At 71.0% G+C, this 25,908-nt stretch carries 20 protein-coding genes, 1 tRNA gene and 1 pseudogene; 14 read left to right on the forward strand and 8 right to left on the reverse strand.

The genetic code is table 11. The features are described from left to right. Positions 1–31 precede the first annotated feature (31 nt). Genes RE421_RS07345 through RE421_RS07375 form a run of 7 tightly spaced genes read left to right on the forward strand, consistent with a single transcriptional unit; the run spans position 32 to position 8,172 of the window. Positions 32–1,108 carry a substrate-binding domain-containing protein gene (locus tag RE421_RS07345; RefSeq protein ID WP_309816633.1) on the forward strand — a complete coding sequence of 359 codons (1,077 nt, stop codon included), beginning with the start codon at positions 32–34 and terminating at the stop codon, positions 1,106–1,108. After that, the gene (locus RE421_RS07350) at positions 1,105–2,628 is read left to right on the forward strand and encodes a sugar ABC transporter ATP-binding protein (protein WP_309816636.1); all 1,524 of its coding nucleotides are present in this window, start codon (positions 1,105–1,107) and stop codon (positions 2,626–2,628) included. The genes RE421_RS07345 and RE421_RS07350 overlap by 4 nt, the downstream gene beginning before the upstream one ends. Continuing rightward, entirely contained in the window at positions 2,625–3,659 is a 1,035-nt protein-coding gene (locus RE421_RS07355) for an ABC transporter permease (RefSeq protein WP_309816639.1), read from the forward strand. The genes RE421_RS07350 and RE421_RS07355 overlap by 4 nt, the downstream gene beginning before the upstream one ends. Next, positions 3,656–4,615 carry an ABC transporter permease gene (locus tag RE421_RS07360; RefSeq protein WP_309816644.1) on the forward strand — a complete coding sequence of 320 codons (960 nt, stop codon included), beginning with the start codon at positions 3,656–3,658 and terminating at the stop codon, positions 4,613–4,615. Before RE421_RS07355 ends, RE421_RS07360 begins: the two co-directional genes overlap by 4 nt. 21 nt (positions 4,616–4,636) lie before the next feature. Continuing rightward, complete coding sequence (locus RE421_RS07365) at positions 4,637–5,887, forward strand: Gfo/Idh/MocA family oxidoreductase (protein WP_309816654.1); 1,251 nt, start codon at positions 4,637–4,639, stop codon at positions 5,885–5,887. Between the two features lie 30 nt (positions 5,888–5,917). Then, positions 5,918–7,810, forward strand: a complete 1,893-nt coding sequence (locus RE421_RS07370) for an ABC-F family ATP-binding cassette domain-containing protein (protein WP_309816657.1) — start codon at positions 5,918–5,920, stop codon at positions 7,808–7,810. A 44-nt stretch (positions 7,811–7,854) separates the two neighbouring features. Next, positions 7,855–8,172 (forward strand): DUF6518 family protein, encoded by a 318-nt coding sequence (locus RE421_RS07375; protein ID WP_309817178.1) that lies wholly within the window; start codon positions 7,855–7,857, stop codon positions 8,170–8,172. 36 nt (positions 8,173–8,208) lie between these two features. Here the strand turns inward: RE421_RS07375 and RE421_RS07380 are convergent, their stop codons facing one another. From RE421_RS07380 to RE421_RS07415, 8 genes are all read right to left on the reverse strand, one after another. Continuing rightward, positions 8,209–9,810, reverse strand: a complete 1,602-nt coding sequence (locus RE421_RS07380; protein WP_309816662.1) for an ABC transporter substrate-binding protein — start codon at positions 9,808–9,810, stop codon at positions 8,209–8,211. Positions 9,811–9,895: 85 nt separating this feature from the next. Next, complete coding sequence (locus tag RE421_RS07385; protein ID WP_309816665.1) at positions 9,896–10,672, reverse strand: ABC transporter ATP-binding protein; 777 nt, start codon at positions 10,670–10,672, stop codon at positions 9,896–9,898. After that, positions 10,662–11,570: an ABC transporter ATP-binding protein gene (locus RE421_RS07390; protein WP_309816668.1), complete on the reverse strand. Its 909-nt coding sequence runs from the start codon at positions 11,568–11,570 to the stop codon at positions 10,662–10,664. The genes RE421_RS07385 and RE421_RS07390 overlap by 11 nt, the downstream gene beginning before the upstream one ends. Continuing rightward, on the reverse strand, positions 11,567–12,550 hold the full coding sequence (locus tag RE421_RS07395) for an ABC transporter permease (protein ID WP_309816671.1): 984 nt from the start codon (positions 12,548–12,550) through the stop codon (positions 11,567–11,569). The genes RE421_RS07390 and RE421_RS07395 overlap by 4 nt, the downstream gene beginning before the upstream one ends. Continuing rightward, a complete protein-coding gene (locus RE421_RS07400) occupies positions 12,547–13,530 on the reverse strand; it encodes an ABC transporter permease (protein WP_309816674.1) in 984 nt (327 codons plus the stop codon). Before RE421_RS07400 ends, RE421_RS07395 begins: the two co-directional genes overlap by 4 nt. Before the next feature lie 136 nt (positions 13,531–13,666). After that, complete coding sequence (locus RE421_RS07405) at positions 13,667–14,527, reverse strand: IclR family transcriptional regulator (protein WP_309816677.1); 861 nt, start codon at positions 14,525–14,527, stop codon at positions 13,667–13,669. A 162-nt stretch (positions 14,528–14,689) separates the two neighbouring features. Continuing rightward, entirely contained in the window at positions 14,690–15,796 is a 1,107-nt protein-coding gene (locus RE421_RS07410; RefSeq protein ID WP_309816680.1) for a hypothetical protein, read from the reverse strand. Beyond that, positions 15,793–16,392, reverse strand: a complete 600-nt coding sequence (locus RE421_RS07415) for a UGSC family (seleno)protein (RefSeq protein ID WP_309816683.1) — start codon at positions 16,390–16,392, stop codon at positions 15,793–15,795. The genes RE421_RS07410 and RE421_RS07415 overlap by 4 nt, the downstream gene beginning before the upstream one ends. A gap of 194 nt (positions 16,393–16,586) precedes the next feature. Here RE421_RS07415 and RE421_RS07420 point away from each other — a divergent pair. The 7 genes and pseudogenes from RE421_RS07420 to RE421_RS07445 all read left to right on the forward strand — a co-directional run bounded on the left by RE421_RS07420 (position 16,587) and on the right by RE421_RS07445 (position 25,903). Then, a tRNA-Gln gene (locus RE421_RS07420) sits at positions 16,587–16,658 on the forward strand. Between the two features lie 370 nt (positions 16,659–17,028). Next, complete coding sequence (locus tag RE421_RS07425) at positions 17,029–19,551, forward strand: LuxR C-terminal-related transcriptional regulator (RefSeq protein ID WP_309816688.1); 2,523 nt, start codon at positions 17,029–17,031, stop codon at positions 19,549–19,551. Then, entirely contained in the window at positions 19,548–22,205 is a 2,658-nt protein-coding gene (locus tag RE421_RS07430; protein WP_309816691.1) for a LuxR C-terminal-related transcriptional regulator, read from the forward strand. The genes RE421_RS07425 and RE421_RS07430 overlap by 4 nt, the downstream gene beginning before the upstream one ends. A 729-nt stretch (positions 22,206–22,934) precedes the next feature. After that, positions 22,935–23,159 (forward strand): annotated as a pseudogene (locus RE421_RS16810) (sugar transferase); the annotation flags it as partial. Then, entirely contained in the window at positions 23,159–24,277 is a 1,119-nt protein-coding gene (locus tag RE421_RS07435) for a Gfo/Idh/MocA family oxidoreductase (RefSeq protein ID WP_309816697.1), read from the forward strand. The pseudogene RE421_RS16810 and the gene RE421_RS07435, both read left to right, overlap by 1 nt. Continuing rightward, positions 24,274–24,690 (forward strand): NAD-dependent epimerase/dehydratase family protein, encoded by a 417-nt coding sequence (locus tag RE421_RS07440; RefSeq protein WP_309816700.1) that lies wholly within the window; start codon positions 24,274–24,276, stop codon positions 24,688–24,690. Before RE421_RS07435 ends, RE421_RS07440 begins: the two co-directional genes overlap by 4 nt. Positions 24,691–24,721: 31 nt before the next feature. Continuing rightward, entirely contained in the window at positions 24,722–25,903 is a 1,182-nt protein-coding gene (locus tag RE421_RS07445; protein ID WP_309816703.1) for a DegT/DnrJ/EryC1/StrS family aminotransferase, read from the forward strand. The last annotated feature ends 5 nt before the right edge of the window (positions 25,904–25,908 follow it).

Here is a 25,908-nt window from a genome sequence, read left to right on the forward strand (position 1 = left end):
AGTCGGGACATGCATGCAAGGAGGCACCACCATGTCACGCACCCGAACCGCCGCCCTCGCGGCACTCGCAGGGATCGCGCTCATCACCACCGGATGTTCCACCGTCGGCGCACCGGGCGGCGAGGAGGAATCCGCACCATCGGCCACCGCCGAGGGACCGTTCACCATCGGCATCTCGAACGGGTTCATCGGCAGCGAGTACCGCACGCAGATGATCGACGACATCGAGGAGGCCGCGGCCGAGTACCAGGACGAGGGCACCCTCGAGGACCTCGTGCTCGAGAACGCCGATGTGGACGTCAACGGCCAGATCCAGCAGATCCGCAATCTCATCAACTCCGGGGTCGACGCCATCATCGTGGACCCGAACTCCGAGTCGGCCCTCGACGCCGTCTTCCAGGAGGCCACCGACCAGGGCATCCTCGTCTTCGCGATCGACCAGGCCGTGACCACCGAGAGCGTCTACAACGTGGGGATCGACCAGGGGCTGTGGGCCGAGACGAGCGCGGAATGGCTCACCGAACAGGTGGGCGAGGACGCGAGCATCGTGGCCGTCAACGGCATCTCCGGCCACCCCGCCAACGAGGCGCGCTGGGGCGCCGTCGAGGCCGTCTTCGAGGACGCGGGCGTGGAGGTGCTGACGACCGCGGACGGCGGCTGGGACCAGGCGACCGGCCAGCAGGCGATGAGCGACCTGCTCTCCACCTACGGCGACATCGACGGCGTGTGGACGCAGGACGGCATGGCCCTGGGCGTGCTCCAGGCCATCATCGCCGCCGACCGGGTCGACGAGATCGTCACCACCGGCGAGACCCGCAACGGCTTCATGCGGCTGTGGAGCGAGCAGTCCGACGACTTCGAGTCGATCGGCGTCACCAACCCGCCGGGGACCGGGGCGACGGCGCTGCACATCGCCATGGAGATGCTCGCCGGCGGCGAACTCGCCGAGGACGCCCTCGCGGACGGCCACAACATCGTCCTGGACCTCGAGGAACCCGTGACGAACGAGAACTTCGACGAGGCCTGGGCCGCGGTCCAGGACCAGCCAGACACCTACGTCTCCGACTCGATCCTCTCCCGGGAGGACGTGCAGGCCTTCTTCCAGTGACGACCGGCGAGAAGACCCCGGTCCTCGAGATGCGCGGGGTCTCCAAGCGCTACGGCGGGGTGCACGCGCTCGGCGGCGCCCGCCTCGCTGCCCGTGCCGGCGAGGTCCACGGACTCCTGGGCCCCAACGGCTCCGGCAAGTCCACGCTGAACAAGGTGCTCGCGGGGTCCGTGCGCCCGGACACGGCGGAGATCTCGCTCGGGGGCGAGCCGGTGCGGATCGGCTCGCCCCGCGCGGCGGCGGCGCTCGGGGTGGCCGCCGTCTACCAGCAGCTGAGCGTGCTGCCGGACCTCAGCGTCCTGGACAACCTGGTGCTCGGCGCGGAACCCACCAGGGCGGGGCTGCTCTCCCGGAAGGCCGCGGAGGCCCTCGCGCTGCCGCTGCTGGAGAGGCTGTCCGGGGCGCTGGGCGAGGTCCGCTCGGAGCAGCTCGCCGGCCGGCTCACGCCGAGCCAGCAGCAGCTGATCGAGATCGCCAAGGCGGTGCTGCGCCGGCCACGGATCCTCATCCTCGACGAGGCGACCGCCTCCCTGCACCGGGACCAGGTGCAGGTGGTCTTCGACCTCGTCCGCGAGCTGAGGGACGCCGGCTGCTGCATCCTCTTCGTCTCCCACCGGCTCGATGAGGTCATGGCGCTGTGCGACCGGGCCACGATCCTGCGCTCGGGCCAGACCGTCGCGACGGTGGACATCGCCGAGACCACGCCCGAGGAACTCGTGCGGACCATGGTGGGTGACGTCCAGGCGGCGGAGCGCGGCCACCGCGAGCTGCCCGAGGACGCGCCCACGCTGCTCGAGGTCGAGCACCTGACCGGCTCCGGCCTCGACGGCGTCTCCCTCACGGCGCGCGCCGGCGAGGTGATCGGCCTCGGCGGGCTGCAGGGCCAGGGCCAGTCGGAGCTGCTGCAGGCGCTCTTCGGCGCCGTGCGCGCCTCCGGGACCGTGCGGGTCGCGGGCCGCCAGGTGCGGATCGGCTCCCCGCGGGAGGCGCGCCGGCACGGCATCGCGCTGGTGCCGGGGGACCGCGGCACCCAGGGGCTGATGGCCGCGCGGCCCATCCAGGAGAACCTCTCGATCGCGAGCCTGGGGCTGCGCAGCGTGGCGGGCGCGCTCGTCCCCGCCCGGGAACGGGCCGCCGCCCGGCGCATGGTCGACGCGCTGCAGATGCGCATCGGCGGCCTCGACGACCCCGTCTCCAGCCTCTCCGGCGGCAACGCGCAGAAGGTGGTGTTCGGCAAGTGGCTGCTCACGCAGCCGCGGGTGGTGCTGCTCGACGACCCGACCAAGGGCGTTGACATCGGCGCCAAGGGCGAGATCTACCGCATCATCCGCCGGCTCGTGGCCGACGGCGCGACCGTCATCATCAACTCGAGCGAGGACCGGGAGCTCGTCACCGTCTGCGACCGCGTGCTCGTGCTCTTCGAGGGCCGGGTGCGCAGCGAGATCGTGGGCGAACAGATCACCGAGGAACGGCTCGTGGCCCAGGCCCTGCGGATCGGCGAGGGGGAGCAGGCCGCATGAGCGCCCCGCAGACCCAGCACGGGCCCGGACCCGGCACCACGTCCGGTGACACCCGCAGAACCCCCGACGGCGGCCCCCTCGCCTCGATCGGCGCCCGCCTGGGACGCCTCCGCGTGGCCAGCTGGGCCACGGCCGCGCTCCTCGTGGCCGTGCTCGTGGTCAACGGCATCCTGCAGCCCAACATCCTCACCGCCTACGGGATCACCTCGCTGGCGACCACGCTGCTGCCGCTCGTGCTCGTCGCGGTCGCGCAGGCCGTCGTCGTCATCGGCGGCGGGCTCGACCTCTCGATCGGCGCCATCGTGGCCCTGTCCAGCGTGGTGGCCGTCCAGGCGATGGGCGGCAGCGACGCGATGGTGCCGCTGGGACTGCTCGCCGCCGTCGGCACGGGCCTGGCCGCCGGACTGGCCAACGGCCTGGTCGTGAGCCTGCTGCGGCTGCAGCCGCTGATCGCCACGTTCGCCACCGGCTCCGTGTTCAGCGGCATGGCCCTGTGGGTGCTGCCGACGCCGGGCGGGCAGGTGCCGGGGTTCATGACCGGGATCTACCGGCAGGCGATCGCCGGCATCCCCGTCGCGCTGCTGCTGCTCGCCGCCGTGCCCGCCTCGTGGCTGCTGCTGCGCCGCACGCCGGTCATACACCACATCCGCGCCGTGGGGGACGGACCCTCGGCCGCGTTCGCCTCGCTCGTGCCGGTGCAGCGCACCCAGATCGCCTCGTTCGCCCTCGCCGGCGGCATCGGCGGGCTCGCGGGCCTGGCCGTGCTGGGCAACTCCGGCTCCGGGGACCCGTTCATCGGCGCCGACCTCGCCCTCAGCGCGGTCGCCGCCGTCGTGGTCGGCGGCGTCGCGCTGCGCGGCGGCATCGGCTCGCCCGTGGGCGCCGTGGCCGGGGCGATTGTGCTCGGCCTGGCCACGAACATCCTGTTCTTCCTGGGGCTGCCGACCGCCTGGCGGGCGCTCGCGAGCGGACTCGTCGTCATCGCCGCGCTCGCCCTGAGCGCCCTCACCGCCGGACGGGGGGAGAGATGAGGCAGCGCCTGCTCCGCATCGCCCGGGGCCCTGTGGTCATCGCCGCGGTTATCGCCGTCGGGCTCGTCGTCATCGGCGGCATCCTCCGGCCGGGCTTCGCCGACCCGGACCAGGTCGTGAGCATGCTGCGCATCGCCTCGTTCCTCGGCATCATCGCGATCGGCCAGACGATCGTGGTGCTCTCCGGCGGCGAGGGCATCGACCTCTCCGTCGGCACCGTCGCCACGCTCTCGGCCATCATCGCCGCCCGCGTCATGGACGGGGCGAACGCCGGAGCGCTGGGCGGCGTGCTGCTCGCCGTGGGCGTCGCGGCCGTCATCGGCCTGGTGAACGGCCTCGGCGTGGTGTTCCTGCGCATCCCGCCGTTCGTCATGACGCTCGGCATGATGGGCGTGGTCAGCGGCCTCATCCTCGTGGTCACCGGCGGCGTCGCGGACGGCCGCGCGGCCCCGGTGCTCATCGACCTTGTCTCCGGGCGCGGGGTGCTCGGCGTGCCCGGCATCGTGCTGCTCTGGATCGTCCTCACCGCGGCCGTGGTGCTGCTGCTGCGGCGCACCGGCTACGGCTGGAGCCTGCACGCCGTCGGCGCCAACCGGGAGGCCGCCCGGCTCTCCGGGGTGCCGGTCGCGCGGACCCGGGTGCTCGCCTACGTGCTGTGCAGCGCCTTCGCGGCCATCGGCGGCATCGCGATGCTCGGCTACACCCAGACGGTGTTCCTCAGCCTCGCCGACGGCCAGATGATGCCCTCGATCGCCGCGGTCATCATCGGCGGCACGCTCGTCTCGGGCGGCGTCGGCGGGGTCCTCGGCACGGGGATCGGCGCCGTGGTGCTCACCGTGCTGAACAGCCTGTTGACCACCCTCACCATCCCCGAGTCCACGAGGACCGTCGTGAACGGCCTCGTGCTCATCGTGCTGCTGGCCGTGTACGGCCGGCAGCGAAGACTCCGGGCCTAGCCCGGCAACGGAAGGACAACCATGACCCAGCGGACCGTGCTCGGCGTCGGCATCATCGGCGCCGGATTCATCGGCGGGTTCCACGCCCGCTCCTTCGTCGGCGTGCGCGACGCGGACATCGTGGGCGTCGCCTCCCGGTCGCTCGCCAGCGCCGAGGCCCTCGCCGCCGAGGTGCGCCAGATCGGCGTGGGGGAGGACCCGCGGGCCTATGACGACGTCCGCGCGCTTGTGCGGGACGAGCGCGTGGACGCGGTGTGGGTGCTCACGCCGAACGACACGAGGCTGGACGTGGTGCGGGCCGTGTGCGAGGAGGTCGCCGCGGGGGCCTCGCTGCGGGCCATCGCCGTGGAGAAGCCGCTGGGCCGGACGGTGGCCGAGGCGCGGGAGGTGCTGCGCCTGATCGAGGAGGCGGGGCTGTTGCACGGCTACCTCGAGAACCAGGTGTACTCGCCGGCGATCACCCGGGCGCACGGGCTGCTGTGGGACCGGGGCGCGCGCTTCGCGGGCAGCCCCTACCTCGCGCGCTGCTCGGAGGAGCACTCGGGGCCGCACCAGGGGTGGTTCTGGGACGGGGTGCGCCAGGGCGGCGGCGTGCTCAATGACATGATGTGCCACAGCGTCCAGGCGGGCCGGTTCCTGCTGACCCCGCCCGGCGTCAGCGCCTCCGAGTGGTTGCGCCCCGTCTCGGTGAGCGCCAGCATCCAGAGCCTCAAGTGGACCCGTCCCGCCTACGCCGAGCGGCTGATGGAGCTCTACCCCGGCGCACCCGACTACCGCGAGCGGCCGAGCGAGGACTACGCCCGGGCGGCCTGGGAGTTCGTGAACGGGGACGGCGAGACCGTGATCGTGGAGGGCACCACCTCCTGGAGCTTCGTGGGCGCGGGCCTGCGGCTCTCGTTCGAGCTGCTCGGACCCGAGTACTCCATGCAGTCGGACACCCTCTCCACCGAGTCGCGCGTCTTCCTCTCGCGGGACATCCGGCAGGCCGCGGGTGAGGACATGCTGGAGAAGCAGAACGCCGAGCAGGGGCTGATGCCGATCGTCAGCGACGAGGCCGTCACCTATGGCTACACGGGCGAGAACCGGCACCTCGCCGCCGCCTTCCTGCGCGGGGAGCAGCCCACGGTCTCGCTGCGGGACGGCCTCGAGGTGGTCGAGCTGCTGATGGCCGCCTACCGCTCCGCGGAGACGGGGCAGACGGTGCGCTGGCCGGCGGACGTGGACGGGTTCACCCCCGCCGTGGCCCGCGGCGCCTGGAGCCCGCACCGGTAGCACGGGCCGCGGGCCACTAGAGTGAGGTGAATGGCCCATCTGCTCGGCGCCGAGAACATCGGCATCTCCTTCGGCACGCGTACCGTCCTCGACTCCGTCTCGATCGGCGTGGACGAGGGGGACCGGATCGGCCTCGTCGGCCGCAACGGTGACGGCAAGTCCACCCTGATGCGGATCCTGGCGGGACAGCAGACGCCCGACGACGGCCGCGTCACCCGCCGCGGCGGCACCACCCTGGGCGTGCTGGACCAGCGCGACGACCTGGACCCGGAGGACACGGTCCAGCGGGCCGTGGTGGGGGACGCGGAGGACCATGAGTGGGCCTCGGACCCCAAGATCCGGGACGTGATGGGCGGGCTGCTCGGCGGGCTGGACTGGTCCCGCACGGTGGGCACCCTCTCCGGGGGCCAGCGCCGCCGCACCGCCCTGGCCCGACTGCTGGCCGGCAGTGACGACCTGATCTTCCTGGACGAGCCCACCAACCACCTGGACGTGGAGGGCGTGGCCTGGCTGGCCGAGCATCTCAAGACCCGCTGGCGCGCCACGGACGGCGGCCTGCTGGTGGTCACCCACGACCGCTGGTTCCTGGACGAGGTCTGCACCCGCACGTGGGAGGTCCACGACGCCACGGTGGAGCCCTTCGACGGCGGCTACGCGGCCTGGATGCTGGCCCGCGCCGAGCGGGACCGCGCCGCCGCCGTGATCGAGAACAAGCGCCAGCAGCTGGTGAAGAAGGAGCTCGCCTGGCTGCGGCGCGGCGCCCCGGCGCGGACCTCCAAGCCCAAGTTCCGCATCGAGGCCGCCAATGCGGTGATCGCGGACGTCCCCGAGCCCCGGGACTCCGTCTCCCTCTCGAAGATGGCCACGGCCCGGCTGGGCAAGGACGTGCTGGATCTGGAGGACGTCACCTACTCCGTCCCGGTGCCCGACGGCGGCGGGCGCCGCACGCTGTTCGAGGATGTCACGCTGCGGCTGGCCCCGGGCGAGCGCGTCGGGATCGTGGGCGTCAACGGCGCCGGCAAGTCCACCCTGATGCGCCTGCTCGACGGCCAGCTCACCCCGGACGCCGGCCGGGTGCGGCGCGGCAAGACGGTGCAGACCGCCATCCTCACCCAGGACGTCACCGAGCTGGACGAGGTCTCCCACCTGCGGGTGGCCGAGGTGATGGCTCGGGAGGGCAACACCTTCCAGGTCGGCGGCAAGGACGTCTCCCCGGGGCAGCTGCTGGAGCAGCTCGGCTTCGGCACCTCCCGCCAGTGGACCCCCGTGGCCGACCTCTCCGGCGGCGAGCGCCGCCGCCTGCAGCTGCTGCGGCTGATGGTCGGCTCGCCCAACGTGCTGATGCTGGATGAGCCCACCAACGACCTGGACACGGACACCCTGGCCGCCGTCGAGGACATGCTGGACGGCTGGCCCGGCACCCTCGTGGTGGTCTCCCATGACCGCTACCTGCTCGAACGCGTCACCGACCACCAGCTCGCCCTGCTCGGTGACGGCCGGATCCGGGACCTGCCCGGGGGAGTGGAGCAGTACCTGCGCCTGCGGGCCGGACAGGACGGCGGCGGCACCGGCTTCGGCGGGACGGGCACCGGTGGCACTGGTGGCACCGCCGCTGGTACCGCGGCCGACCGCCCCGGTGCCGGGGCCGGCGTTGGGCAGGAATCCGGCGGAGCCGCCGGGGACGGCACGGGGCCGAGTGAGGCCGAGAAGCGGGCCGCCCGCAAGGAGGCCGCCAAGCTGGAGAAGCAGCTGGCCCGGATGACCGAGGAGGAGGCCAGGCTGCACGAGCGAATGGCCACCCTCTCCGCGGCCGGTGACTTCGGCGCCCTGGCCGAGGCCAACGCCCAGCTGCAGGAGCTGCACGAGCGCAAGGACGAGGCCGAGATGGCCTGGCTCGAGGCCGGCGAGGTCGCCGAGGGCTAGCCGGGAGGCACATCACCCGTGCCCTCCGTGCGCGACTGGGCGGGCTGACGTTCGGCATCCTCGTCGACATGGCGGCGGCCTGGCTGCGGGCGCGGGGTCTGCGCACCGCCCTGGCCACCGCCGCCCTGGCGGGCGTCGGCGTCGGCGAGAGCGTCTACGGACTCACCGTCGTGGCCGACTCCACGAGTCCGGTGTACTGGAGTGCCATCGGCCTGGGTGGGGTCGCCCTCCTCACGGTCATGCTGGTCCGCCGGATCCGGGGACCGGTGCCCGTACTCTGCGCCGTGGCCGGCACGGTGGCGGTGGCGGCGGCCTTCCTCGTGACCTACTCCTGGATCGGTGGCGCGTGGGGAGGGATCTGAACGGCGGTCCGGGTTCCCACGTCGGACGCTCGAGGTCTACCCCTCCAGGGTCATGGTGGTCCACGGCATCCGGTTGGTCATCTCCGTGGGCTCCTCCTGGCCCTGCCAGCGCGTGGTGTTGATGGTGGGGAAGGCGCCGTTGAACCAGGCCAGCGGGGCGTAGTACATCATCTCGTTGGCGCGGTCCTGCAGGGCCGTGAGCGCCGCCCCGCGGTCGGCCTGGTCGGAGACGGCCAGCGCCTCGGCGGCGGCCTCGTCGATCTGCGGGTCGCAGAGGCCGGAGGGGTTGGCCGCGGCGGCCTTCGCCTCGTTGCACTCGTACCAGCGCACGATCCCGATGGAGGGGTCAGCGCCCACGGTGGAGCGCAGGAACGCCAGGTCGAAGTCGCTCTCCGTGTAGACCTTCTCCGTGAACACGGCCCCCGAGGTGCCCTGCATCTCGAGGCCGATGCCGACCTCCTCCAGCATGGACTGGGCCATCTCCACCGTGGCCGCCACGTCCGAGAGCTCGTTGATGTAGCGCACGTTCAGGGTGAAGCGCATCCCGTCCGCCCCGCGCTCGAGGCCGGCCTCATCCAGCGCCTCGTTGATGGCGTCCACGTCCCGTGGGAAGTCCCGGGAGAAGTCCACGTTCGGACTCACGGCCCAGTCCAGGGTCTCGGGGAAGAACCCGTTGGCCGGGGAGCCGATCCCGCTCAGGGCGGTGTCCACGATCGCCTGGCGGTCCAGCGCGGCGAAGACGGCGGCGCGGACCTCCGGGTCTTGAAGGTTCTCGCTCTTCGCGTTGAACATCACGGTGACGAGCTGGGGGAAGTTGCTGTCCTCCAGCAGCAGCGTGTGGGGGTCGTCGCTCACCCGGTCCTGCTGGGACACGTCCACGGAGGCCTGGTCCACCTCGCCGGCGAACAGCGCCTCGGCGCGGGCGTTGGGGTCCGTCATGATCGGGTAGACGGCCCGGTCCACCTGGACCTCGCCGCCCCAGTAGTCGGGGTTGGCGGTCAGGGTCACCTGCTCTCCGGAGCTGTAGGAGTCGAACACCATGGGGCCAGTGCCGATGGGCTCCATGTTGGCCTGGTTGGTCACGTAGTCGGTGCCCTCGTAGACGTGCTTCGGGACCATGAACTGGGCGGCCACCGTCTCCAGCAGGGGGCCGAACGGCTCGCTCAGGTGCAGCACCACGGTGTGCTCGTCCATCACCTCCGCCGAGTCCAGCCGCTCGCCGATCTGCGCCCCGAAGGACTGCAGGGGCACGATCTCCTCGAAGTTGAAGGCCACGTCCTCCGCGGTGAACGGCTCGCCGTCATGCCAGGTGACGCCCTCCCGGAGTTCCAGAGTGAGGTCCAGTCCGTCCTCGCTGAGCTCCCAGTTCTCCGCCAGTCCCGGGGACATCTCGAAGTCCTGGGAGAGGAAGATCAGCGGGTCCAGGATCTGGGCGCTGAACATGGAGGGGGTGGCGCCGCTGATCAGCTGGGCGTTCAGGCCCATGGGATCATCGGCGATCGCCTGGACGTAGACGCGCTCTTCGCCCCCGCCGCCTCCTGCAGTCTCTGCCGTGCCGCCGCTGCACGCGCTCAGGGCCAGGGCGCCGGCCGCGAGCACGGCCAGCAGGCCGGTCGATCGCTTCGGTGTGGTTCGCATGGGTGCTGCCTTTCAACGGTGGACCCACGGGAGATCCGTGGGGGATGGGTGCGTGAGGGTGTCGGGCCCGGTGTCTGGGCCGGTGTCAGGGAAGAGCGGGGGCAGCGGCGAGCAGCTCCCGGGTGTAGGGGTGGGAGGGGTCGGAGAAGATCTGGTCCTTCGGGCCGTGCTCCACGATCTGCCCGTGGCGCATGACGTACACGTGGTCCGCCACCTTGGCCACCACGGGCAGGTCATGGGTGATGAAGACGTAGCCCACGCCCAGCCGGTCCTTGAGGTCCGCCATCACGGCGAGCACCCCCGCCTTCACGGAGGCGTCCAGGGCGGAGACGGCCTCGTCGGCCACGATGATGCGGGGGTCCAGGGCGATCGCGCGAGCGATCAGCACGCGCTGGCGCTGGCCGCCGGAGAGCTCGTGGGGGAAGCGGTCCAGGTAGTCCGCGGCCGGCGCCATCCCCACCAGTTCCAGGACCTCGGCCACGCGGCGGCGCGTCTCGGCCGGCGTCCGGGCCATCCCGTGCAGCCGGATGACCTCCCCGATGGCCCGGGAGACGCGCTTGCGGGGGTTCAGCGAGCCGGCCGGATCCTGCAGGACGGCCTGGACGTTGCGACGGTAGGCCCGCTTCCCGGCGCGGTCCATGGAGCCGACCTCCTGACCGTCCAGCCGCACGGAGCCCTCCGTGGGCTCCAGCAGGTCCAGCAGGATGCGGGCGAGCGTGGACTTGCCGGATCCGGACTCGCCCACGATCGCCACGAACTGGCCGGGGCGGGCCGTCAGGGTGGCGTTCCGCACCGCGTGGACCGGCGCGGAGGTACGGCGGGAGCGGAAGGTCTTGGAGACGTCGAGGGCCTCAAGTTGCACGGGATGCCTCCTGGGCGAAGCGCTGGCGGGTCTGAAGCGGGATGGAATACAGCGCCGTGTCCGCCTCGGTGAGGCTGCGGACGCTGCGCAGCAGGGCGCGGGTGTACTCGTGCTGCGGCTCGGCCAGGACGCGGGCCGTGGGGCCCTCCTCCACGATCCGCCCGGCGTACATGACGTAGACCCGGTCCGTCATGCCGGCCACCACGGCGAGGTCGTGGGAGATCAGCAGCAGGGAGGTCCCCAGCTCGGCCACCGTCTCGTCCAGGGTGCGCAGCACGTGCTGCTGCACCGTGGCGTCCAGGGCCGTGGTGGGCTCATCGGCCAGCACCAGGGACGGTTCCTTGGCGATCGCGATGGCGATGAGCACGCGCTGACGCATGCCACCGGAGAGCTCGTGGGGGAAGGACGCGGCCACCTGGGCAGGATCCGGCAACCCGGCCTGGCCCAGGAAGCGGTGCACGGCCTCCTCCCGGGACGCCCGCCCGTCGGCCCCGCGCTGCCCGGGCCCGCGCCGGGCCGGGATCGACTCGGCCACCTGCCGGCCGATCCGCATGGTGGGGTTCAGGAAGGTCAGCGGGTCCTGGAAGATCATCCCGACCGTCCGCCGCCGTACCTCGTCCCAGGCCTGGGCGGGAGCGTCGACCATCTCCTGCCCCCGGACCCGGATGGATCCGCTGACCCGCACGCGGGGGGAGGTGGGCAGCAGCCCGGCGATCGACCGGCCGGTGACGGACTTGCCGGAGCCGGACTCGCCCACGAGGCCCACGCGCTCGCCGTCATGGACCACCAGATCCACGGAGCGCACGGCCTGAACCTCGCTGTGCTCGCCGGTGGGCAGCACCACGTTCAGCCCGGCGAGTTCGATCAGGGGCACGGCCCCGTGTCCGGTGGAGCTCATTTCACCCTCCCGACGGTGGGGTTGTAGGCGTCGTTGAGCGCGTCACCGAGCATGTTCACGGCCAGCACCACCAGGAAGATGCACAGGCCCGGGGCCACAGCCAGCCACCAGCCATCCCGCATGTAGGCCTGGGCCGAGTTCAGCAGGGCGCCCCAGGACGGGTTGGAGGGGTCCCCGATGCCCAGGTAGGCCAGTCCGGACTCGATGAGGATGGCCCGGCCCACCGTCATGGAGGTGGCCACCAGCACGGGCGGCAGGGCATTGGGCAGCACGTCCGAGACGATGATGCGCAGGCTGGAGAACCCGGCGGCCCGCGCCGACTCCACGTAGCCCAGCCGGGAGATCCGCATGGCCTCCGCCCGGACGATCCTGGCCACCGCCGGCCACATGGTGACGGAGAGGATGGCCACGATGATGAAGACGTTGGCGCCGAGCAGGGCCGCCGCCACGAGGGCCAGCACGATCCCGGGCAGCACCTGGAAGAACTCGGCCAGCTTGACCATCAGGGTGTCCATCCACCCGCCGTGGTAGCCGGCCAGCCCGCCCACCACCAGGCCGATGCTCATGCACAGCACGGCCACGCTGAAGCCCACCAGCAGGGAGACCTGGCTGCCGTTGACCAGCCGGGCCAGGTAGTCCCGGCCCAGGTGGTCCGTGCCGAGGGGATGCGCGGCGCTGGGCGCCAGCAGCTCGGCGTTGCCGGTGGCGGAGGGGTCGCCCACGAACAGCGGGCCGAGGACCGCCATCAGGACGAACACCCCCAGCAGGGGGATGAACACCCGGGTGCTCGGCTTGCGCAGGAACACGCGCCAGGCGGAGCGTTCGGCGCCGCCGGCACCCGAGGGACGACGCCGGCCGGCCGGCTTCCCGGGGCCCGCCGGGGCGACCGGTGGAAGGGCCCCGACCCCGGCGGGCTCGGAGGCCGGCGGCGGCTCGGGCGGCCCCGCGGCGGGGACCAGGGGAGTCTCTTGCTGGGTCATGCCGTGGCCTCCTGGGTCTGGCGGTTCCGTTGCGGGGAGAACTGGGCCCTCAGACGCGGATCCACCAGGCCGTACACCACGTCCGTGAGGATGTTGACCGCGATGATGACGACCGTCAGGACGATCACCACACCCAGGATCACCATGTTGTTCTGCCGGTTGATGGCGTCGATGAACAGCAGGCCCATCCCGGGCCAGCCGAAGACGCGTTCCACCAGGACCGAGCCGGCCAGGATGTAGCCGAGGCTGTAGCCGGAGACCGTGACCATGGGCAGCAGGGCGTTGGGCAGGGCGTGCCGCCACAGCACGTGGGAGGAGGACAGGCCCTTGGACCGGGCCGTGTCCACGAAGTCCTGCCCGAGGGACTCGATCATGGACGAGCGCATGATGCGGGTCTTGTACGCCAGCTCGCTGGTGGCCATGGTGATCACGGGCAGCACGAGGTACTCCAGCCCGATGCCGGGCTGCCCGTAGGGACTCTTGCCCTGGGTGGGGAACCAGCCGAGCCAGATGGAGAAGACCAGGATCAGCAGCATGCCGAACCAGAAGTTGGGCACGGAGAACAGCGCCACGGCACCGCCGGAGATCCCGCCGTCCAGCCACCGCCGGCGGGTCCGTGCGGCGAGCGAGCCGAGGACGATCCCGCCGAGGGTGGAGAGCACGAACGCGGGCACCGCCAGGGCGAGGGTGTTCCCGGCCCTGCTGAGGATCAGGTCCAGGACCGGCTCGTTGTTGGTGCCGAAGGAGAACCCCAGGTTGCCGGTGAACACGTTGCCCAGGTAGAGCACGTACCGCTCCCAGACCGGCTTGTCCAGGCCGTAGGCGGCCATGATCTGGGTCCGGAAGGCCTCGGAGAGGGGGACGTCCCCCACCAGGGTCTGGACCGGGTCACCCGGGGCCAGCTCCAGCAGGAAGAACAGCACCGTGATCACGGCGATGAACAAGATCAGGGAAGACAGCAGGAGTCTTCCGTAGTGCATCAGGCGAGCCTTCACCGGCACCTCCTCGGCAGCGTGGGGTCGCCCTCAGTCTGCGGGGGGTGTGACGTGGAACACGGGCGCCCTTCCATGCCGTGGAAAGAGCGATTCGAGGGGACCGGCCGGTGCCGGGCCGGCCCTAGACCAGGCCGGCGTGGCTGCGGTTGAAGGCGATGGTCCGGGGGTCCAGGACGGGGCGTTCCACCCGGGCCCGGGCGATCCGGCGGGCGGTGGCCAGCAGCAGGTCCTTCAAGCCATGCGGCTCCGGGTGGACGCGGGCGTAGATGGCCCCCACGGCCACGTCCACGGCACCCAGTGCGTCCGGCACGGGGGCCGCCATGGAGCCGGCGCCGGGGGCGAGGGCGCCGTCGATCCGCAGGAATCCGTCCCGGCGTGCTGCGGCCATCCGCTCCCGGATCTCCTCGGGGCGGGACGGGGTGAACTCGGTGTAGCGCTTGAGGGGACGGGACAGGTAGTCCTCCTGGAAGGAGGGGTCCGCGAAGGCCAGGAGCAGCTGCCCCGTGGCGGTCACGTGCAGCGGCAGCCGCCCGCCCATCCGGTTCTGCCCCGTGTAGTTCGGGTGCGCCCTCAGCGCCTCCAGGTACATCACCTCGTCCCCCTCCCGCACGGAGAGGTTGACGGTCAGCCCGGTGCGGCGCTGCAGGTCCACGAGGTGCGGCAGGGCCAGCTCGCGGATGCGCAGGTCCTCCGTGGAGGCGCTCGCCAGCTTCAGGATCTTGCGGCTGAGGCGGTACCGCCCCTCCTCGTCCATCTCCAGGCCGCCCCAGTCCAGGACCTCATGGGCCAGCCGGTGCGTGGTGGTCAGGCTGAGGTCCGCCCGCCGGGCGATCTCCGTCAGCGTCAACGGCTCCCCGCGCTGGGCGAAGGCGTCCAGCAGGGACAGGACCCGGGCCGCCGCGGTGCGCTTGGCGGATCCGGGGCCGGTGTCCTGCAGCCTGCTGCGCACATTCTGGATGTCGACGGATGATGTCTCGTTCATCGCGGGTCTTTCCTCCGGTGGCCACCGGACCTCGGAACCGCCGGCGGGTGCGCCAAGGCTACCGGCCGGCGTCGTGCCCGAGGCCGGGGTTCCGCCCCACGAAAGCGAACCGGGCCCGCCGCCCGGCCTGCGCCGCCACCCAGCATCACGTCCGGCGTGCCGTCAGTGGACGGGCAGCGCCCGGCCGGACCACGTGCTGAAGGTGCGCACCACCATGGAGATGGCGGCGTTCGGGGAGCCGGCCACCACGATCGGCAGGGTGGCCGGGGCGGCATCGGTGAGCGCCGGGTGGAAGTGCTCCGGCGCGAACGGCCCGAACGGGCGGTCCCGCAGCCCCTTCCCGGCCTGGGAGAGCTCGGCCTCCGTGTGCCCGGCGTGCTCGGCGAGCCAGCCCCGCACGTCCTGCCGGGACATCCCCGCCTCGGCCAGGGCATGGGCGTGGGCGGGGTTCATCACGAGGACCGCCGCCCCGCTGCGGAAGATCCAGGGGCCCATGCGCTGCAGGGTGTCGGCGAAGTCCGCCAGGAGCTCCTCGGCGCTGTGGAAGGAGCGGTTGTCCAGGAACTCACTGGTGCGGACCAGCACCACGCTGGCGGCGTCCTGGCCGGCCGGGACGCCGGCCTCGGCGCTGTGGGGCTCCCAGGGGGAGGACTCCTCGTCCTCGCCGATGCACTGGGTCCAGCGCCCCGGGACGCCCTGCGTGGCCTGTTCGAGCTCCTGCGGGATGATCCCGAAGCCGTTGCGGACCGTCAGGCCGAGGGCGCGGGGGATGGTCATGTTGGCCCGGAAACCCGGGCCGAAGACCCCGCCCGCGGAGTTGATGTCCAGCCGGTGCCGGACCGGGCCGTTGACGATGACGAGGGGGGAGGGCCCGCTGGTGGACTGCCAGCCGCCGCCGCGGGCGGCGCGCTCCAGAGAGAGGGCCTCCCACGCGGTGAGCACCACGGGCAGGTACTCCGGCCGGCAGCCGGCCATGGCGGCGTGCAGGGCCACGTCCCGGACGGTGGCCTGGCGGTCCACCTGGGGCAGCTCGGCCAGGACCGAGTCCGGGTCGCGGTCCGTGTGGCGCAGGAAGTCCTCCACCACCTCCGCCGTGGCCGGGAGCACGGGCAGGCCGTCGGACCAGCCGCGCTCGTACAGGTACTCGGCCGTGGCGCGGGACGCCGCCGCATCCAGCAGGGACTCCGGGACGGAGGTGCCGTCCGCCCCGGGGCCCCCGGGGCCCCCGGGGCCCCCGGGAGTCCCGGGGACTGTCAGGTCGATGCTCATGCGGCCGCGCCGGTCAGGTGGGCACCGATCCTGGCCGCGAGGTCCCGGCCGCGCTCGGCGATGCCGTCCGGCGTGAGGTTGGCGATCGGATGGGGCATCAGCAGGTAGGGGAAACCGGACTGCCCCTTGAGCCTGGCCATCGCCCGGGAGGTGACGTCGAAGGCCTCGGTGCACACCACGGCCACGGGCAGGCCGCGGGCCTCCAGGGCGATGCCGTCCGCCACGGCCGCCGCGCTGCAGGAGCCACAGTCGCCCACGCCGATCACCACCACGTCGCAGTCCCGGACCAGCCGCTCCTCGAGTTCCCCCTCCAGGGGCATGGCGAAGTTCTGCTTGGTCAGGCGGACCAGCTCGATCGGCCGCCGCCCGGCAGGCTGTTCGGCGTGCTGTTCCACCAGCGCCGCGCCCACCGCATCCAGCACCTCGGCCGCGTGGCGCTTGGTGTTCTCGAGTAAGCCCACGCGGAGGCCGGCGAGTTCGGGCACCCGGGGGGCGCCGGTGGGCGCGGTCCCCGTGCCGATGGTGGTGCCCCTGGTGTCGCTGGTGGTGATCGTGCTGGACCTGCTGATGGTGGGGTCAAGGATCCCTGCCGTCATGGCACTCCTCCGTTCTGGCGGCACGCGTCGCGCCCTGTGGGGGACACTCTGGCCGGATCCAGGCCGTGGGGTGGGCGCGCTTCCACGCGGTGGAATGGGGGCCGGGGCGGAGGAGGCGGAGTGAATGCCGCGGGGCTGCCGGTCACTGTGGAACAATGGGTTGCCGGCCCGTGCGATGCCAGGTCGCCGGCCGATCCGCCCTGGTGTAACGGCAGCACGCCAGCCTTTGGAGCTGTGCAGTATAGGTTCGAATCCTATGGGCGGAACTCCTCTTGATATCCCTGACGATTCTTAATATTCCTGACGATCTGCAGCCAACCCTTCCTTTGGGAACCAGCAGTCTCTACCATTTGGTGATTAGGGAATCCCCTCCCTGTGATCTGATCGCACTCAGTGTTCTGTCAGGAACTTCCCCGCCTCGGCAGGCCACGATTTACGTCAAGGGCCAAGGGTATGCAATCGTCTCCGTCTCTCACCGCACCGCCACATTCCATTCCCCTCACCTCGAGTGAGCCGAACACCGTCCATGAGGTCATCTCCGGCCTCCCACACCCCACGCGCCCTGAGGCGCTGTCCGTTCCGGTGATACCGGCACTGGACCTGTCCTGGCTGGAATCCGGCGCCGATGGGCGGTGGATGGACTCGCCGGCCGAGGCCAACCTCGCCCTCGAGTCGATCTTCGCGGGGGATGGCGCCGGCGGGGCCATCCTGACCGGCGAGCTCGGCGACCGCCGCGAGACCATCGAAGCCGCGCTGACTACCGTCCCGGCGGACCGGGCCGTGTTCCGGCTGCACGGCAGCGCCTTCGCGGCGGCCACCCCCTACGGGGCCCTGGCCATCCTGCTCTCAGGGCTCCACGAGGCCCCGCCGGCCCACCCGCACGGCATGATGCGGGTGCTGTCCGACTTCCTCCACCCCCAAGGTGCGGACCCGGCCATCGTGATCGTGTCCCAGCCGGACCAGATCGATTCCGGCACCATCACCGTCCTGGCCCAGCTCGCACAGATGCACCACATCACCTTGGTGGTTCACTGCGAGCGGTCCAGTGATGTCCCGATCGACCTGGCCGCGCTCCGCAGGCTCGGGACCCTGACCGGGATCACCGTTCGACCCCTCACCCCGGCGGCCGGCCAGAGCCTCGTGGAGGAGGTGGCCGGCGGGCCCGTGTCCCGCTTCGCCGTGACGGTCCTGTGGCAGCACAGCGCCGGATCCGTGCAGCGCCTGCGGCAGCTGACGCGGGACTGCATGACCTCCGGCAAGCTGCGGCGCAGCGGCGCGGACTGGGTGCTCGACTCGGGACCGCTGCCGCGCTCGTCCACGGGCGAGGACCCGTCCGCCATGCTGCGCGGACTCCCCGTGCGCCAGCGGGCGCTCCTGGAGATGCTGGCCATCTGCGGGCCCATGCGCGTGGGGGACCTCATCCACACCGGGTACGCCGCCGAGCTCGATGAGCTGGAGGAGTCCGGTGCCCTGGAGATCCTGAACGAGCACAGCGGCCGGGTGGCCCAGATGACGGCCGTGCAGGCCGCCGAGACCATGGCGGCGATCGAGCCGGACCGTCGTCGTGAGCTCGCCGCGACCCTCGAGATGCTGGATCCGGGATACCTCAGCGTACTCCGGGCGGCCCAGGACTTCGTGGCTATCGGGAACCCGACCGAGGCCGTGGCCCTGTTCTTCGACCAAGACAGTGGTCCCGCACAGCGGCTCCAGGCGGCCTCGGTAATCGGTCGGCAGCATCTGGCGTGGGCCGAGGCCCGGGCACGGCTCATGGTGGGGGACCTGGAAGGGGCAGAGCGAGTTCTGGAGAACTCCCCGGAACGCGGGACGGCGGCGCTCTTGGTCCAGGCCGCGGCCCTGGCCGCGGTGCGCGGAGACGTGCGCCGGGTGATGGAGTTGCTGGACACCCTCCCCGAGGACCGGCAGCCGGCGTCGCTGGATGAGGGCGGCGCCGTCTTCACGGGTGAGTCCATCCGGTGCCGAGCACGGGTCATCCGGGCCGAGGCCCTGGCCCTCGCGGATGACCAGGCCGGCGCCCTCAGGGTGGTGATGGAGCTGGATCGGGAGCTCGCCGGCTTTAAGAACCTGGGCATCATCAACGACGTGATCGGCCCCTTCGAACGAGCCGTGCTCGCCGAATCCATGCTGACCGTACTGGCTGCATGTGGCCAGCTGGACCGCTGCCGTGAGCTCGCCGAGACGGTCCTCGCAGGGCGGCACGGCAATCCCTACGCGGTCCAGTACGCCGACCTGGTCCTGGCCGTCCTGGAGGTCATGGGCGGGGTGCAGGACCGCGCCGCCCAACGGGCGGCCACGGCGGTCGCGCAACTGGAGCGGCTTGGCCGACCGCAGGACCTGGAGACGGCGCTGGCCGTCCAGGCATTCTGCTCCGATGTACCGGACGGGCCGCGCGGGACACAGGGTCCCGAGGGGGTCGCCTCCGCCCGCGTGCTGGAGTCCCACGCCCAGGAGTTCCGCCGCAGCCATGAGAGCCAGGCGCTCGGACGCCTGGGGTGGATGGCGGAACTGCTGCTGGCACGGTCTACGGGTCAGATCCACTCCCCCCAAGCGCGGACCGCGCGGCTCGTGGCCCTCGCCGACCGTGCGGCCGCCGGGGGACTCTACTCGGTCGAGTTCGCCGCGGTGTCCGGCGCCTTCCACTTCGGTGAGACGTGGCTGGCCCCCCGGCTCGCCGAGACGGCCGCCTGCACCCAGACCGTCGCCTCGGCGCCGCAGTTGATGCTGGCTCGTTCGGTGCTGGAGGACGATCCGGAGCTATTGTTCCAGGCCTTGGAGATGCTGGCCCTGGCGGGGTACGCGGGGTACGTCGAACCGGCCTCCTCCCCGATGGTGCGGGATCTGAGCGCCGCGCAGCTCCGGCGGCTCACGGACGCCGCCGGAGCCAGCCGCCGGAGCAATCCGGCGGCGGAGGAACCCGAGGGGGAGCCGTCGTGGATGGTCGAGCTGACGCGACGGGAGAAGGAGATCTCCCGCCTGGTGGTGGCCGGCAAGACCAACGCCATGATCGCCCGGATCAGCGGGATCTCCATTCGGACGGTGGAGGGCCACCTCTACCAGATCTACGCGAAGCTGCAGCTCAAGGGTCGCGCCGAGCTCTCACGGCTGGCCGCAGCCCACACCGCGCAGCGGCATCGGGTATGACCACTTCGGAGGCTGGGAGTCAGGCGCCGCCGGCCCGGACCGTCCGGGGCCTCCACCTCGAAGCGCTCGTGGACGTACTACGGGGGAACCGGACGGCCGGGGCGGCGATCCTCGGCGGTCCGGGTATGGGCAAGTCCTCGTTGGTCCAGCACGCCCTAAGAGTCTCCGGCCGGCTCGAAGACGTGCAGACCGTCCAATGCAGCCCAAGCCTGCGGGAGGTGCCGTACGGCGCGCTGTCCCCCCTGCTCATCGGACTGCCCCGTCTGGATACCCCGGTGGAGGTGCTGCGTGCCCTGCAACAGGGGCACCCCTCACCGGTGATCGTGGTGGTCGATGTCCAGCACCTGGACGCCGCCAGCGCGTTCGTGCTGGCCCAGCTCGTCCAGAACCGGGCCGCGACCCTGCTGGCCATGGGGACCGGTCCGCTCGATCGCGCCTCCGGACTGGCCGCTCTGGCGGACACCGGGGTGTTGCGGACCATCCATCTGGAGCCGGCCGACGTGGACCGGGTGCGTCGGCAATGTGAACACGTACTGGGAGGACCGCTGACCGCGGGGACAGCCCGGACCATCCACGGCATGACCGGCGGGAACCCGCGGCTGACCAACGCCTACCTGGCCTCCGCCCGGGACCAGGGAATGCTCGTTCGGGCTCCGGGCGGGGCGTCCATGCCCGGGCTGTCCGCGCCGTGGATCCTGCTGCGAGCCGCACCGGAACCGGACGGGCGCCTGATCGACACGGTAGACGCGATGCACGAGGCACTGCAGCCGGGCGAACGAGAGACGCTGGAGCTGGCCGCCCTGACCGGCGGGGTGCCTCGGTCCCTGCTACGGTCCATCGCCGGGGAGCACGTCCATGACCTGCTGGAGGCCGGATTCCTTCGGGAGGAGGGCTCCGCCGAGACGGTCGGCCTGGCTGCGGCCATTCATGCCGAGGTCCTCCGGGCGAACATCGCCCCGGGGAGGAGCTTCGAGCTGTACAAACGCTGGGTCGCCGCGGGTGGTGACTCGGACCAGCACTGGACGGCCCGCAGCGTGTTGTGGGCCCTGGAATGCGGTCAGAGCGTACCGGCCCAACGGCTTCTGGACGCCAGTTATGGGGCGTTACAGGTCAAGGACTGGCCCACGGCCCGCGCCCTGGCGTCCCACGTAGCCGTGTCCCGGGAACCGCGAGCGGCGCTGTTGCAGGCCGAGCTGATGTTGTTGGGCGGACGGACCTGGGCCGGACGCAGGGACCTGACAGACCTCGCCGTGCGGAGCACGGACCAGAACCTGAGGATGGAGGCCGTATCTCTCCTGGCCATGAGCTTGGTCAATACGGGCGAGGCCCCCAACCTCTGGTCCGCCCTGCCGCCGCTGTTGGCTCAGCTTCAGGAACACCAATCGGAGGTAGTGGACCGCCCCCCGGCCTTGACCCGACTGATCAAGATGGTCGCGGACCGTTCCACCGACCTGCGCCGCCCCCAGATAGTCGACCACCTACAGGAGGTGGTCGATGATCCGGACACCCGTGAGTTCACCCGAGCCACCCTGCTGCTTATGCAGGCTGAAGTGCTGACCATGGCGGGGGAACCGAACGCGGCCATTCGCGCCGCCGAACGCGCCCACCTGACGGCATTGACGTATCCAGCCTTCTCGGCGCGGTTCGGTCTTCAGGCCGTGGCCGTCCTCGTGTTCAGCCACGTCACCGCCGGATCCACGGAACGGGCGCGGGAGCTCCTGGAGGAACAGCTGCACCTGGAACCGCGGCGGTGGCACCAGCGCTCCGGCACCCTCCTGGCCCTGTGGCACATGGTGGAGAACGTTGCGGGGACGCCATCGGACGCTTACCCGTGGATCGCGGACGCCGTGGTGGAATTGCGTCAGCACGATCCGCTCCAAATGCTGCCGCTGGCAGAGGCCATGCTGGCTCCTCGATGGGCCGTCGCGACAATCGGCATGCCAAGCCCCACCGCCGAGGAACGTGCGGCACGAGACCTCTCCGGCCCGGAGCCCTGGTGGTTGATGTCCCTGGCCATGTTCAGCATCGTCGAGGACCGCCACCCGGATCTCAAGGGGGTGGGCCGCCCGCTGTGGCGCCGGATCCTGGACGATCCGCGGCTGCAGTACCGTCCGGTGGTCCGACGAGAGATCCTGCTGTGCCTGGTCATGTTGCGGGAACCGGCGGACGTGGGGGATGAGCTGCTGCGGGAACTCCACGAAATGGCGAAGTCCACGGCCGGACCTCGGGCCGCGGCCTTCGCCCGTACGCTGGATCCTGCGCTGGCGCGGGATCCCCGGCTCCTGGCGGAGGCGGCCGAGCAGTCGGCGTCGGTGGGAGACATCCTGCCAGCAGCGTTCGCCTGGACCCAGGTGGTGCTGCTCCACCACCACGCGGGTGATCTGCGCCGCCGCGGTGAGGCCCTGCGCCACCTCAAGCAACTGCAGCTACGGGCAGGCGTCTCGTTCCCGCCCTACATCTCCGGGGCCCAGGCCCTCGGCGAGTTGACGGCGCGCGAGCGGGAGATTGTGGCGCTCGCCGCTCAGGGGCTGAGCAATGGCGAGGTCGCGGAGCGACTCTTCGTCTCGCAGCGCACCGTGGAGGGCCACCTGTACCGGGTGTTCACGAAGCTAGGGATCGCTGACCGCTCGGAACTGAAAAACCTGCAGTACTGAGCGACGACAAGACCTCCCACCCTCTCCGGAGGAAGGGCCGCCCCTTTCGAGCCACCTGATCCACACGGAGCAGGTGGCTCGAGCCTTCCCCGCGATGATCCGTCTCTGTGATTGACACGAGTACCTCGGACGGTATGGCTCCCAAACAGCACGGATACCCGACAGGACTTCGTCGTTCCGGGTGCGCATAAGGGATCAGGGGGTCGCCAGTACTCGGACCACGTGGGGTAATCGAGTACCCGACTACGGGTGTGGAACCTGTCACGAAAATCTACGCTCAGGGGTGTCCGAACGGGCTGTCATCCCCGACAGCCCACCTCCGGGACCAGCACTCTCATGGGCAGGTCCTCCGCCAGCACGGGTGGGAGATTGACATGCAGTTCTACCTCAACGACGCGCGCCCGCACGGGCCCGCACTGTGACCATGTCGCAGTCCGATGATCGACTGATCACATTTCGGCACCCTTACCTCCTGGAGGAGCCGGTCCCGTCGCAACGTCCTCGTGACGGACGTGGGCGTGGCTGCTGTGGTTTCAGCAGTGGCGGGGCCAGCATCATCGGTGAGTTCCACGGAACCCACCGCGAACGAGGATGCTGGCCCGCTCGTCAAGCTCAAGGACGAATCGCGGCGCACCCGCATCGAGAGTGTTTTGCGGTGATACTCACCGGACGAGCCCCCTCTGTTCTGGAATGCCATGAGGAGGAGATCCCCCTCATGGGCACCGGCCCCCGCTGCCGGACGAGGTTGCACGTTGCGCCGATCATCGGGGGCATGGACTCCACATCAAACCCGGGTTCACCGGTCTTTGGCAGATCGACGGACGCCCTGACCTGGGGTGGAACGAATGCTCCCGCCTCGATCTCTACCACGTCGAGAAATGGACCGTCACCAGAGATCTGCAGACCTTGTGGCGAACCTCCAAAGTCATAATCGAGCCCGAAGGAGCGCACTGATGAGTGTCACCGTCGATTCCACCGTCCATCCCGCCCTGCGCGTCGCAGTCATCGGTGCCGGGTACTGGGGCCCCAACCTGGCCCGCAACTTCGCCATGAGCTCGGACTGGGACCTCGTGGCCATCTGCGACATGGACGCCGGGCGCGCGGAGGAGCTCTCCCGCAAGACCGGCAACCCGGCAGTGGTCACCTCCGTGGACGAGCTGCTGGCCCGGCACGATGTGGACGCAGTCGCCATCGCGACCCCGACCCACACCCACCATGCGATCGCCCTGCAGGCGATCGAGGCCGGAAAGCACGTAGTGGTGGAGAAGCCGCTGGCCGACACCACCGAACGCGGCCGGGAGATAGTGACCGCCGCCCGGGAGGCCGGCACTATCCTGATGGCCGACCACACCTACTGCTACACCCCGGCCGTTCTGAAGATCCGCGAGCTCATAGCGTCGGGAACGCTGGGCGAGATCCTTTATGTGGATTCGGTCCGGATAGACCTCGGGCTCATCCAACCGGATGTGGACGTATTCTGGGACCTTGCCCCGCACGACCTGTCCGTCCTGGACTTTATCCTTCCAGACGGTCTGCAGCCGCTGGCCGTTTCCGCCCTGGGCGCCGACCCATTGCGATCCGGTAAATCCTGCGTTGGCTATCTGGCCCTGCCCTTGGCCAACGGCGCCCTGGCTCACGTCCACGTCAACTGGCTCTCCCCGACTAAGATCCGGCAGATGGTGATCGGCGGATCCAAGAAGACCCTGATCTGGGACGATCTGAACCCGCAGCAGCGCCTCAGCATCTTCGACCGCAGTATGGACCTGGGACGCCAGGAAGACATCCTCGGCGATCCCGCCTCCCGCAAGGGCGCCGCCGTCGCCTACCGCCTCGGAGACACCTGGTCCCCGGCTCTCTCCGAGTTTGAGCCACTGGGGCTGATGGTGTCCTCGTTTTCCGAGGCCATCCGGAGCCGCCAGCCGGCTCCCACGGACGGCAACTCTGCGCTGCGGGTGCTGTCTGTCCTGGAGGCCGCCAGCGACTCTCTCGCCGCTGGCGGCGCCAAGGTGTCTGTCGGCAACTCGGTGTCTGCGGGCCTCGTCCCGGATCCATCCCCTTGGGCCACGCGATGAGCATCGCCCAGATCACCGGCACGTCCGCCCTGCGGGGCGGACGCTTTCTTGTCACGGGAGGGACCGGGATGGTCACTTCTGCGGTCGTAGACCAACTGTCGGCCTCCGGCGCACAATGCGTGACCGTGCTGGACAACCTGCAGCGCGGACGCCGGTCCAACATCGCCGCGGCACTGGACTCGGGCCGGGTGGAACTGGGCTGGGATCTGCCCATCGAGTTCGGGCCGGAGCGGGCCGTGAACTCGGATGTCCGCCGGCTGGCGGACATCTCCGCCGCGGATCGCGACCTCGGCTTCCGCGTCAGCATCGGATTCGACGAGGGCCTGCGCCAGCTCGTCGAGTGGTGGGGCCCCCTCCGCGAGGAAGTGGCCGCCGGCCGCCAACTCATCACCACCGCTGCGGTCGTCACCTGATCCGGCCGAGCCTAGAACGAGAAAGCAGACGATGAGCAGAATCAGCGTGATGAAGCCCTGGCTGGGCCCGGAAGAGGCCGAGGCCGTCGCCCAGGTCATCGCCACCGGCTGGGTGGCCCAGGGGCCCCGGACCGTGGAGTTCGAACGGGCCTTCAGCGCCACCCAAGGTGTGTCCCACGGCGTGGCCACCTCATCCTGCACGACTGCCCTGCACCTGGCGCTCCTGGTGGCCGGGGTCCAGATGGGTGACGACGTGATCGTCCCGTCCCTATCCTTCATCGCCACGGCCAACGCTGTGACCTATCTGGGGGCCCGCCCGGTGTTCGCGGACGTGGACCTCGTGACCGGCAACGTGACGGCCGAGACCCTGGACGCCGTCCTGACGCCCCGGACCACGGCCGTGATCGCGGTGGACCAGGGCGGCATGCCACTGGACCTGGAGCCGATCCGTGAGCTGTGCGATCGGCACTCCCTGGCCCTGATCGAGGACGCCGCCGGCGGCGCCGGATCCACCTACCGCGGCCGGCCCGTGGGCACGGGAGCGGACATAACGGCGTGGTCCTTCCACCCCCGCAAGATGCTCACCACGGGCGAAGGAGGCATGCTCACCACGGACAACCCGGAGTGGGCGGCCCGGGCACGCAGGCTACGGGAGCACTCCATGGACGTCTCGGCCGCCGAACGGCATACTTCCGTGCTGCCGGTCCAGGAGGGATATCCCGAGGTGGGCTACAACTACCGGATGACCGACATGCAGGCGGCCATGGGACTGGTCCAGCTGGGCAAGCTGCCGGAGATGGTCCGCCGACGCCGGGCGCTCGCGGACGACTACCAGGCCGTGCTGGCGAGTCTGCCGGGCCTGCGCTATGCCGTGGATCCGGAGCACGGTACCTCCAACTTCCAGTCCTTCTGGGTGGAGGTCCTGCCGGACTTCCCGTTGGGCCGCGAGGAACTGCTCGAGTGGCTGGCCGCGGACGGGATCTCCTCCCGGCGGGGGATCATGGCGGCCCACCGGCAGGGGGCCTACGCGGGTCACTCGGGCCTGGTGCGTCCCCTGCCCATGACCGACCGGCTGACGGACAACACCCTGATCCTGCCGATCTTCCACACCATGACCGAGGCCGAGCACCGGAGGGTGACGGACAGCTTGCGGGCCGCCGCCGAGTCCCCGCGGAACATGCGCGATCACGCCTCCCTCAATGGGAGTGGATGACCATG

Source organism: Citricoccus sp. I39-566 (assembly GCF_031432995.1).
In the GTDB taxonomy this organism is placed as follows: Bacteria; Actinomycetota; Actinomycetes; order Actinomycetales; family Micrococcaceae; genus Citricoccus; species Citricoccus nitrophenolicus_A.

Excerpts from the sequence above, each read along its gene's own strand:
- RE421_RS07410 (WP_309816680.1), bottom strand. The coding sequence starts at position 15,796 with ATGAGCATCGACCTGACAGTCCCCGGGACTCCCGGGGGCCCCGGGGGC.
- RE421_RS07400 (WP_309816674.1), bottom strand. The coding sequence starts at position 13,530 with ATGCACTACGGAAGACTCCTGCTGTCTTCCCTGATCTTGTTCATCGCC.
- RE421_RS07435 (WP_309816697.1), top strand. The coding sequence starts at position 23,159 with ATGAGTGTCACCGTCGATTCCACCGTCCATCCCGCCCTGCGCGTCGCA.
- RE421_RS07380 (WP_309816662.1), bottom strand. The coding sequence starts at position 9,810 with ATGCGAACCACACCGAAGCGATCGACCGGCCTGCTGGCCGTGCTCGCG.
- RE421_RS07365 (WP_309816654.1), top strand. The coding sequence starts at position 4,637 with ATGACCCAGCGGACCGTGCTCGGCGTCGGCATCATCGGCGCCGGATTC.
- RE421_RS07355 (WP_309816639.1), top strand. The coding sequence starts at position 2,625 with ATGAGCGCCCCGCAGACCCAGCACGGGCCCGGACCCGGCACCACGTCC.
- RE421_RS07440 (WP_309816700.1), top strand. The coding sequence starts at position 24,274 with ATGAGCATCGCCCAGATCACCGGCACGTCCGCCCTGCGGGGCGGACGC.
- RE421_RS07425 (WP_309816688.1), top strand. The coding sequence starts at position 17,029 with ATGGACTCGCCGGCCGAGGCCAACCTCGCCCTCGAGTCGATCTTCGCG.
- RE421_RS07370 (WP_309816657.1), top strand. The coding sequence starts at position 5,918 with ATGGCCCATCTGCTCGGCGCCGAGAACATCGGCATCTCCTTCGGCACG.
- RE421_RS07405 (WP_309816677.1), bottom strand. The coding sequence starts at position 14,527 with ATGAACGAGACATCATCCGTCGACATCCAGAATGTGCGCAGCAGGCTG.
- RE421_RS07445 (WP_309816703.1), top strand. The coding sequence starts at position 24,722 with ATGAGCAGAATCAGCGTGATGAAGCCCTGGCTGGGCCCGGAAGAGGCC.
- RE421_RS07360 (WP_309816644.1), top strand. The coding sequence starts at position 3,656 with ATGAGGCAGCGCCTGCTCCGCATCGCCCGGGGCCCTGTGGTCATCGCC.
- RE421_RS07390 (WP_309816668.1), bottom strand. The coding sequence starts at position 11,570 with ATGAGCTCCACCGGACACGGGGCCGTGCCCCTGATCGAACTCGCCGGG.
- RE421_RS07345 (WP_309816633.1), top strand. The coding sequence starts at position 32 with ATGTCACGCACCCGAACCGCCGCCCTCGCGGCACTCGCAGGGATCGCG.
- RE421_RS07415 (WP_309816683.1), bottom strand. The coding sequence starts at position 16,392 with ATGACGGCAGGGATCCTTGACCCCACCATCAGCAGGTCCAGCACGATC.
- RE421_RS07430 (WP_309816691.1), top strand. The coding sequence starts at position 19,548 with ATGACCACTTCGGAGGCTGGGAGTCAGGCGCCGCCGGCCCGGACCGTC.
- RE421_RS07395 (WP_309816671.1), bottom strand. The coding sequence starts at position 12,550 with ATGACCCAGCAAGAGACTCCCCTGGTCCCCGCCGCGGGGCCGCCCGAG.